This window comes from Rhodopseudomonas sp. AAP120, assembly GCF_001295845.1.
GTDB lineage: Bacteria > Pseudomonadota > Alphaproteobacteria > Rhizobiales > Xanthobacteraceae > Rhodopseudomonas.
Genome location: NZ_LJIC01000058.1, coordinates 21,354 through 30,222 on the forward strand (window position 1 = coordinate 21,354; position 8,869 = coordinate 30,222).

An 8,869-nucleotide genomic window follows, 5' to 3' on the forward strand; every position below is an offset into this window, starting at 1 on the left:
ACGCGTTGACGGCGGCGGCGACTTGTCCGATCACTGCCGCTCCTTTCTCAGTCCGGTCCGCCCCCCATGACGACAGCTTCCGAGCGCCCCGAAACCACCGTCGACAGCAAGCTGCTCGAAATCCTGGTGTGCCCGATCACCAAGGGCCGGCTGGAATTCGACCCCGCCCGGCAGGAACTGATCTCCCGCGGCGCCAAGCTCGCCTACCCGATCCGCGACGGCATCCCGATCATGCTGCCGGAAGAAGCGCGGAAACTGGACTAACCGGCTGCGGCCAGCGCGGCGAGATCCGGCGCCGGCACCCCGCGCTGAAACGCCAGCAGATCCAACGTCGGCGGCTCGGCTCCGGTGAGGATCGACAGGCAGGCATGCGCCTGGCCGCGGTGATGCGTCTGGTGATTGAACAGATGCCGGAGAATGTCCGACCGCACCTGCCGGTGCGTCACGCCCGACGTCGTCGCGTAGTCGACGAACTCCGGCAGCGTCGCGACGTCGGTGGCGTCGATGAGGCGAACGATCCGCTCGTCCTCCGCGGCGCGGGCAGCTGCCAGCGCGTGACGGTCCTCGAACAGGATGGTGTCGAGCCGGGACGGCGGATCGCCCTCGCCGGTCAGGCGCTTGAGCCAGATCCGATCCGCGACCAGCACATGATTCAGCGTGCCGTGCAGGCTGCCGAAGAACACACCGACGCTGCGGCGGTAGGCGTCATCAGGCAACGCCAAGGCGGCCTGATAGAGTCGGGCGTTGGCCCAGCGGTTGTAGACGGCGAATTGCGTGAAGGGATGGTGATAGGCCTGCATCTGCGTCATCATTCCGGTCATCGGAGCCCGCGACTCTCCGATGGGAGAGATATCCTTATCCGCATTGCCCGCGGAGCGCCCTTACAGCGCCTCGCCCTTCAGCAGCCGTGGCGTTTCGCCGGTGAGGCCGGCGGCCTGGCGGATGAAGGCGCCTTTCAGCGGCGGCAGGCGGTCGACTAATCCCAAACCGATGTCGCGGACGCTGCGCAGCAGCGGCGACTTGTTCGAGAACAGCAAATTGAGCCCGTTGGTGGCGACGCCCATCGCCATGGTGTCGAACCGGCGCCAGCGCTGATAATTCTCCAGCACGTCGGCCTGGCCCGGATCGATGCCGAGCCGCGCCGCATCGACGATCACTTCGGCCAAGGCCGCGACGTCGCGCAGGCCCATATTGAGGCCCTGCCCGGCGATCGGATGGATCACGTGGGCGGCGTCGCCGATCAGCGCCAGCCGCGGCCCGATGAAGGATTGCGCGACGAAATAGCCGAGCGGAAACGCCTTCGGGGCGTCGAGCGGTTTGACCTCGCCGAGCCGCAGCCCGAAGCGCTTCTCCAGCTCGATCTGGAATTGCGCCGGCGGCAGCGCGACGATGTCGGCGGCGACGCGGCGGCTTTCGGTCCACACCAGCGACGAGCGCTTGCCGGTCAGTGGCAGGATCGCGAACGGGCCGGCCGGCAGGAAATGCTCCTCGGCGCAGCCATTGTGGTCGCGCTCGTGCTCGACCATCACGACGATGCCGGACTGGTCGTAGTCCCAGCCATAGGTGGCGATGCCGGCGCGCTCGCGCAGCTTCGACCTGGCGCCGTCGGCGGCGACCAAGAGGCTCGCCTCGATCACGCTGCCGTCGCCGAGCGTCACCGTGGTGCCGCCCTCGTGCGACGTGTAGGAGGTCACCGGCGTGGCGCGCAGCTCGACGCCTTCGGCCTCGGCGCGCGCCGCCAGCGCCTCGTTGAGATATTTGTTCTCGACCATATGGGCGAACGGCTCGCCCGGCTGAACCTCGCCCGCGAAGGTGAGAAACACCGGCCGGGTCGCGTCTTCGAGCTCGCTGTCGGTGACGATCATGTCGATGATCGGCTGCGCGGTCGGCGCCACCTCGTCCCAGACGCCGAGCGCCTCGAACAGCCGGCGGCAGGCCGCCACGATCGCGGTGGCGCGCGGATCGCGCGACGGCCGCAGCGCCAGCGCCGGATCGGCGACGATCACCGGCACGTCGGGGCCGAGCCCCTGACGCAGCGCCAGCGCCAGTGCCAGACCGGCGAATGCGCCTCCTCCGATGACAATGCTTCGCGGTGCCGTCATTTTTCTCTCTCGTCGACCAGAATTCTTGCGCGCGGAGTTCTTGCGCCATCGCTGCAGCTGGGCGAAACAGGCAGGAACAACCGTGGCTTGCCGCCCGGTTCTACCAGACCTCGACGACAGGGGGAAATCGCCCGCTGTCCACTCCCGGGAGACAGCGCCGATGTCCAAGAGCCTGATCGACCTGATCTCGATTCTCGATCTCGAGCCGCTCGAGGTGAACCTGTTCCGCGGCACCAGCCCGAAGACCAGCTGGCAGCGGGTGTTCGGCGGCCAGGTGATCGGCCAGGCGATGGTGGCGGGTTGCCGCACCGTCGAGAACCGGCTGCCGCATTCGCTGCATTGCTATTTCATCCTGCCGGGCGACCCGCAGGTGCCGATCATCTACGAGGTCGAGCGGCTGCGCGACGGCAAGAGCTACACCACCCGCCGCGTCACCGCGATCCAGCACGGCCAGGCGATCTTCTCGCTGATGATGTCGTTCCACGACGACGAGGAGACCGAGTTCGACCACCAGGACAAGATGCCGGACGTGCCGCCGCCGGAGGCGCTGACGGCCGAAGAAATCTCCAAGCAGCCGTTCTTCAAGGAGATGCCGGACTTCATCAAGCGCTACTACGAGAGCGACCGGCCGATCGAGCTGCGCCCGGTCGAGCTCAAGCGCTATTTCGGCCAGAAGATCGACGACGGCCGCATCCACGTCTGGATCCGCACCGCCGCGAAGCTGCCGGACGATCCGGCGCTGCACATGTGTGCGCTGGCCTATGCGTCGGACTTCTCGCTGCTCGACGCGGTGATGGCGCGCTACGGCCGCACGCTGTTCGATAAGCGGATGATGCCGGCCAGCCTCGATCACGCGATGTGGTTTCACCGCCCGTTCCGCGCCGACGAATGGCTGCTCTACGCGCAGGACTCGCCCTCCGCCCAGGGCGGCCGCGGCCTGACCCGCGGCATGATCTACAAGGCCGACGGCACGCTGGTGGCGTCGGTGGTCCAGGAGGGCTCGGTGCGGCAGCGGCGCGAGCCCCCGAAGGGGTGAGCCACAACCTCGATCGAAGCTCGCCCGGCGCGCGCTGACGCCGGCCGACCTACGCGCCGAAGCTCTTCGGCGAGCCGGCCACCGCCTGGGCGCCACCGGCGGCGACTTTCATCACCGCAAGGCCGCGTTCGTTGCTGCCGTCGGGGCGGAAGCGGAACAGGCCGTCGATGCCGGCAAAGCCGGACGGATTGGTCAGCACCTCGCCGGAGAACCGCTTGTTACCCTGGGTGCGAGCGAGCGCAGCGACCAGCGCCACCGCGTCATAGGCCAGCGTCGCGGTGCGCACCGGGTCCTGGCCATAGCGGGTGCGATAGCGGCCGGAGAAATTGCGGAAGCCGGCCGGATCGGGCGCCGCATACAGCCCGCCCTGCAGCGCCGGCGTCGCGAACACCCGCGGATTGTCCCACAGGCCGGTGCCGAGCAGCTGCAGCCGGCGCAGATCCGCGCCCGCCGCGGTCAGCGCATCGGCGACGCCGGCCAGCGCGTCGCCGTCGTCGGCGAGCAGCAGTGCATCGGCCCCCGTCAGCGCCTGCGCGATGGTGCGTGCCGCGCCGGCGCGATCGGCGCCGTATTTCTCGAAGGCGGCGACACGGCCGCCTTTGCTGCTGACGACCTGCTTGAACGCCGCCTCCACCACGCTGCCATAGGCGTTGTCGGGCAGCAGCGCCGCGTAGGAACGTTTGCCGGCGCTCGCCGCGTAACCGATGATGCGGTTGACGTCGGACTCCGGCAGGAAGCTCAGCAGATACACGCCGCGGCCGGCGACGCTCGAATCGGTCGAGAACGCGATCATCGAGATGTTGCGCTGGCGGGTCAGCGAGGCTGCGGCCGGAACCGACTGCGCGAACAGCGGCCCGAGGATGATCTCGGCGCCCTCGTCGAGCGCCTGCTGGGTGGCGAACTGCGCGCCCTGCGGATTGCCGGTGTCGTCCTTCACCAGCAGCTGGATGTCCGGATTGTTGAACTCGGCGAGCGCCATCTCGGCGGCGTTCTTCATCGATGTCGCGGCGACGCCGGCATTGCCGGGCGCCGACAGCGGCAACACCAGCCCGACCTTGACGCGGCCGTTGCCGACCGCCTGCGCCTGCTGTTGCGGCTGCGCCGCGTCCGGCGGCTGCTGGCCGAACTGGCTGGTCAACGTCTGCTGCACGCCCGAGCACGCCGCCAGCATCGGCGCGCCGAGGATCAGGCCGACGGCCGTCCGGCGGGTCGTTCGCAGCGGCTTCATACTGGAGTCGCGCAGCTCTGCCATGTCACCTCTTCGGACGACTCTCGGGGCCGGCTGACGCCGACCGCCGCGGTCGCACTGATTGTAAGTCCCGATGTCCCCGCCCGGCCGAGGCGGCGGCCGGGTCCGATCCTCCCGCGGGCGGACAGCTCATCATAATCTCGGGGAATGATTAACCAAAACAAAAGGTTTAGACGGACCGCCCGACCCCGACGAATGTGATGTCCGGTATCGCGCCTTTCCCCTAGACTAGGGCCATGCGCGCCCGACCGATGCCCTCCGCCCCGACCGATTCGCCCGCCGATGCCGAAGCGCGAAGCTTCCTGGTGGCGGGCCAGAAGCTGATCGCGCCGCGCGCCGCGCCGGGCCTGCATCTGGTCGCGACCCCGATCGGCAATCTCGGCGACATCACGCTGCGGGCGCTGGAGACGCTCGCCAGCGTCGATCTGATCGCCTGCGAGGACACCCGCATCACCCACCGGCTAACCGAGCGCTACGGCATCGCGGCGCCGCTCACCGCCTATCACGAGCACAATGCGGCGCAGGCCCGGCCCAAGATCCTCGAGCGATTGGCGCGCGGCGGCTCGGTGGCACTGGTGTCGGACGCCGGCACGCCGCTGATCTCCGACCCCGGCTTCAAGCTGGTGCGCGAAGCCACCGCCGCCGGCCACGAGGTGATCGCGCTGCCGGGCGCCTCGGCGGTGCTGGCGGCGCTGACGCTGGCGGCGCTGCCGACCGACCGGTTCTTCTTCGACGGCTTCCTGCCGCCGAAGCAGGGCGCGCGCCGCAATCGGCTCGGCGAACTCGCGGCGATCGACGCCACGCTGGTGCTGTTCGAGGCCGGCAGCCGAATTCACGCCAGCCTGCGCGATCTTGCCGAGGTGCTGGGCGATCGCGACGCCGCGGTGTGCCGCGAACTCACCAAGCTGCATCAGGAAGTCCGCCGCGCGCCGCTGCAGCAGCTGGCCGAGACGGCGGAGACGCTCGACACCCGCGGCGAATTCGTCGTGGTGATCGGCCCGCCCGATGCGGCCGCGCAGGCGATGACGCCGGATGCGCTCGACGCCTGGCTGCGCGACGCGCTGCAGGGTGCCAGCGTCAAGGACGCGGTGGCGCAGGCGGTCGAGATCTCGGGCCGGCCGCGCCGCGAGATCTATGCCCGCGCGCTCGAACTGGTGCGGGAACGCGAGGCCGAAGATGGCGAAACCGAAGATGGCCAAACCTGACGGCACGCCCGCACCCGAACGCGTCGCCGCGTTCCAGACCGGCCTCACGGCCGAGGCACGCGCCGCCGCGCTGCTGATGGCGAAGGGCTACCGCATCCTGGCGCGCCGCTTCAAAACGCCGTACGGCGAGATCGACATCGTGGCGCAGCGGCGCCAGCTCGTCGCCTTCGTCGAGGTCAAGGCGCGGGCGCGGCTCGACGATGCCGCCTATGCGGTGACGCCGCGGCAGCAGCAGCGCATCATCGCGGCCGCCGAAGCCTGGCTGATGCAGCATCCCGACCACGCCGCCTTCGAGCTGCGATTCGACGCCGTGCTGGTGGCGCCGAAGCGGCTGCCGCAGCATCTGCCGGCGGCGTTCGACGCCAGCGCTTGACCGCAATGGCCGATCGGCCGATAGCCGTTCGGCCGACGTCCTTTGGTTCGCAATCCCGGAAGCTGTGCATGACCTTGAAGATCGCCGTCCAGATGGACCCCATCGCGCGGATCAACATCCGCGGCGATTCCACCTTCGCGCTGCTGCTCGAAGCGCAGAAGCGCGGCCATGCGATCTCGTACTTCACGCCCGACAAACTGTCGCTGCGCGGCACCGACGTCGTCGCCTCGGTGCAGTCGCTGCAGGTGCGCGACCAGGAGGGCGATCACTTCACGCTGGGTGAGCCGACGCGCGTCGACATGCGCGGCTTCGACGTCGTGCTGCTGCGCCAGGATCCGCCGTTCGATCTCGCTTACATCACCTCGACCCATCTGCTCGAGCGCATCCATCCGGCGACGCTGGTGGTCAACAATCCGGCCAGCGTGCGCAACGCGCCGGAGAAACTGTTCGTGATGGATTTCGCCGAGCTGATGCCGCCGACGCTGATCAGCCGCAACCTCGACGAGATCAACGCGTTCCGCGCAGAGCATGGTGCCGTGGTGATGAAGCCGCTGCACGGCCATGGCGGCGCCGCGGTGTTTCGCGTGCTGCCGCAGGACATCAATTTCGGCTCGCTCTACGACATGTTCGCGGTGACGTTCCGCGAGCCGTGGGTGATCCAGCGCTTCCTTCCGGAAGTGAAGCACGGCGACAAGCGTATCATTCTGGTCGACGGCGAATTCGCCGGCGCGGTCAACCGCGTACCGGCCGCCGACGATCTGCGCTCCAACATGGTGCGCGGCGGCGCGGCGGCGGCGACCGACCTGTCGGACAAGGAGCGCGCGATCTGCGCGGCGCTCGGTCCGAAGCTGCGCGAGCGGGGGCTGCTGTTTGTCGGTATCGACGTAATCGACGGTTACCTCACCGAGATCAACGTCACCTCGCCGACCGGTATTCGCGCCGTTGCGCGGCTCGGCGGACCGGACATCGCGGCGCGAGTCTGGGACGTTGTCGAGGCCAAGCGGGCGTGACGTCACGCACATTTGGGACAACTAAGTCATCTCTTGTATCTAAGTAAAAAGTAGTAGACGGGCCGACGCCGCGTCTTCGCTCTGGCGCTTCGTCGTTTCCGCCTCTAACCTTTGGTTTTCAGGTATTGGTTGTTCGGACCTGGTCGTGGCGCTTCTCCGCCCGATCCCATATTGCCCGGGAGATCCAGCATTGCAGGTTCTCATTGCGCGTCGCCGAAGCCCGGCCGTTTCAGCCCGGCTCGGCCGAGTCAGCCTGATCGGCTGTCATTGTCGTCGTCATCAGCAGGTGGCGACATGAGCTCGTCCACCAAACCCCGGACCAGTCGCCCGATCTCCGCCGAGACCGGACGAACCAAGGCGGTATCTGTGGATGCTCTGGCCTCCACCATCAACCGGGCGATCGAGCAGGCCGAGGATCTCGGCATCGGCTCGGCGGTCCAGCTGCTGATGATGGCCCGGCTCGAAGTCGACCTCACCGAGATCGCGCTCGAGAGCAAGCTCAAGAAGTCGGCCTGAGGCGGTGTAGCCGCCCGCCGTCCTGAGAACGATGTTCACTTAATGTTCTTGCGCGGTTCCATGACCCGCGCTAGCGTTTGGCGTCGGCAGGGGGCGTCATGGTCCAGCACGTATCCACGGTGGCTTTCGAAGGCATCGAGGCCCGCGCGGTCGATGTCCAGGTCCAGGTGTCGCCTGGGTTGCCGGCCTTCGCGGTGGTCGGGCTGGCCGACAAGGCGGTGTCCGAAGCGCGCGAGCGGGTGCGTTCGGCGCTGATCGCCTCCGGTCTGGCGCTGCCGGCGCGGCGCATCACCGTCAATCTTGCGCCGGCCGATCTGCCCAAGGAAGGCAGCCACTACGACCTGCCGATCGCGCTTGGCCTGATGGCGGCGATCGGCGCGATCCCGTCGGACGCGACCAACGGCTTTACCGTGCTGGGCGAGCTCGGCCTCGACGGCTCGATTGCGCCGGTGGCCGGGGTGCTGCCCGCCGCGATCGCCGCCAATGCCCGCGACGAGGGCCTGATCTGCCCCGCGGCCTGCGGCTCCGAAGCCGCCTGGGCCAGCCCCGACCTGCAGATCATCGCCGCAACCTCGCTGATCCAGCTCGCCAATCATTTCAAGGGCACGCAGCTGCTCGGCCGGCCGCAGCCGCGGGTGCACGAGGCCGAAGCCTCGACGCTCGACCTGCGCGACATCAAGGGCCAGGAGAGCGCCAAGCGGGCGCTGGAGATCGCGGCCGCCGGCGGCCATCACCTCATGATGGTCGGCTCGCCCGGCTCCGGCAAATCGATGCTGGCGGCGCGGCTGCCGTCGATTTTGCCGCCGCTGTCGCCGGCCGAACTGCTCGAAGTGTCGATGATCGCCTCGGTGGCGGGCGAAATCCGCGACGGCGCGCTGACGGCGCGGCGGCCGTTCCGGGCGCCGCACCATTCGGCCAGCATGGCGGCACTGACCGGCGGCGGCCTCAAGGCGCGGCCCGGCGAGATCTCGCTGGCGCATCAGGGCGTGCTGTTTCTCGACGAACTGCCGGAGTTCGATCCGCGCGTGCTGGATTCGCTGCGGGCGCCGCTCGAGACCGGCGAGGTCGCGGTGTCGCGCGCCAATGCCCGCGTCACCTATCCGGCGCGGGTGATGCTGGTGGCGGCGATGAATCCGTGCCGCTGCGGCCGCGCCTATGAACCGGGCTACGCCTGCAAGCGCGGCCGGGTCGACCGCTGCAGCGCCGACTATCAGTCGCGGATTTCCGGTCCGCTGATGGACCGTATCGACCTGCGCATCGAAGTCCCGGCCGTGACGGCTGCCGACCTGATCCTGCCGCCGGCAGCGGAAGGATCGGCCGAAGTCGCGGCCCGTGTGGCGGCGGCGCGCGACGTGCAGCGCCGCCGCTACGCCGGGCT

At 68.8% G+C, this 8,869-nt stretch carries 10 protein-coding genes; 7 read left to right on the forward strand and 3 right to left on the reverse strand.

The genetic code is table 11. The features are described from left to right. Positions 1-66 precede the first annotated feature (66 nt). A complete protein-coding gene (locus tag IP86_RS09895) occupies positions 67-264 on the forward strand; it encodes a Trm112 family protein (RefSeq protein WP_054162356.1) in 198 nt (65 codons plus the stop codon). On the opposite strand, the gene IP86_RS09900 is transcribed toward IP86_RS09895, so the two are convergent. Together IP86_RS09900 and IP86_RS09905 are read right to left on the reverse strand one after the other, a co-directional pair. After that, entirely contained in the window at positions 261-812 is a 552-nt protein-coding gene (locus IP86_RS09900; protein ID WP_245290583.1) for a DinB family protein, read from the reverse strand. The two genes, IP86_RS09895 and IP86_RS09900, sit on opposite strands and share 4 nt — an antisense overlap. Positions 813-881: 69 nt before the next feature. Further along, positions 882-2,159, reverse strand: coding sequence for a ubiquinone biosynthesis hydroxylase (locus tag IP86_RS09905; protein ID WP_283804774.1), 1,278 nt, complete (start codon positions 2,157-2,159; stop codon positions 882-884). Between the two features lie 103 nt (positions 2,160-2,262). Between IP86_RS09905 and tesB the strand changes: the two genes are divergently transcribed. Beyond that, positions 2,263-3,138: an acyl-CoA thioesterase II gene (gene tesB / locus IP86_RS09910; RefSeq protein WP_054162358.1), complete on the forward strand. Its 876-nt coding sequence runs from the start codon at positions 2,263-2,265 to the stop codon at positions 3,136-3,138. 49 nt (positions 3,139-3,187) lie between these two features. Here tesB and IP86_RS09915 read toward each other — a convergent pair whose 3' ends face one another. Beyond that, the gene (locus IP86_RS09915; RefSeq protein ID WP_054162359.1) at positions 3,188-4,390 is read right to left on the reverse strand and encodes a penicillin-binding protein activator; all 1,203 of its coding nucleotides are present in this window, start codon (positions 4,388-4,390) and stop codon (positions 3,188-3,190) included. A 233-nt stretch (positions 4,391-4,623) separates the two neighbouring features. On the opposite strand from IP86_RS09915, the gene rsmI reads away from it, so the two are divergent. The 5 genes from rsmI to IP86_RS09940 form a co-directional block, all read left to right on the forward strand. Further along, on the forward strand, positions 4,624-5,592 hold the full coding sequence (gene rsmI / locus IP86_RS09920) for a 16S rRNA (cytidine(1402)-2'-O)-methyltransferase (protein WP_054162360.1): 969 nt from the start codon (positions 4,624-4,626) through the stop codon (positions 5,590-5,592). Beyond that, complete coding sequence (locus tag IP86_RS09925; RefSeq protein ID WP_054162361.1) at positions 5,564-5,965, forward strand: YraN family protein; 402 nt, start codon at positions 5,564-5,566, stop codon at positions 5,963-5,965. Before rsmI ends, IP86_RS09925 begins: the two co-directional genes overlap by 29 nt. Before the next feature lie 68 nt (positions 5,966-6,033). Beyond that, a complete protein-coding gene (gshB, locus tag IP86_RS09930) occupies positions 6,034-6,975 on the forward strand; it encodes a glutathione synthase (RefSeq protein ID WP_054162362.1) in 942 nt (313 codons plus the stop codon). Between the two features lie 294 nt (positions 6,976-7,269). Then, a complete protein-coding gene (locus IP86_RS09935; RefSeq protein WP_054162363.1) occupies positions 7,270-7,491 on the forward strand; it encodes a hypothetical protein in 222 nt (73 codons plus the stop codon). A gap of 98 nt (positions 7,492-7,589) precedes the next feature. Further along, positions 7,590-8,869: YifB family Mg chelatase-like AAA ATPase (locus IP86_RS09940; protein ID WP_054162364.1), on the forward strand; the 1,280-nt coding region annotated here is incomplete at its 3' end.

Coding starts and splice junctions, on each gene's coding strand:
- IP86_RS09895 (WP_054162356.1), top strand. CDS start 67: ATGACGACAGCTTCCGAGCGCCCCGAAACCACCGTCGACAGCAAGCTG.
- IP86_RS09900 (WP_245290583.1), bottom strand. CDS start 812: ATGATGACGCAGATGCAGGCCTATCACCATCCCTTCACGCAATTCGCC.
- tesB (WP_054162358.1), top strand. CDS start 2,263: ATGTCCAAGAGCCTGATCGACCTGATCTCGATTCTCGATCTCGAGCCG.
- IP86_RS09915 (WP_054162359.1), bottom strand. CDS start 4,390: ATGGCAGAGCTGCGCGACTCCAGTATGAAGCCGCTGCGAACGACCCGC.
- rsmI (WP_054162360.1), top strand. CDS start 4,624: ATGCGCGCCCGACCGATGCCCTCCGCCCCGACCGATTCGCCCGCCGAT.
- IP86_RS09925 (WP_054162361.1), top strand. CDS start 5,564: ATGGCGAAACCGAAGATGGCCAAACCTGACGGCACGCCCGCACCCGAA.
- gshB (WP_054162362.1), top strand. CDS start 6,034: ATGACCTTGAAGATCGCCGTCCAGATGGACCCCATCGCGCGGATCAAC.
- IP86_RS09935 (WP_054162363.1), top strand. CDS start 7,270: ATGAGCTCGTCCACCAAACCCCGGACCAGTCGCCCGATCTCCGCCGAG.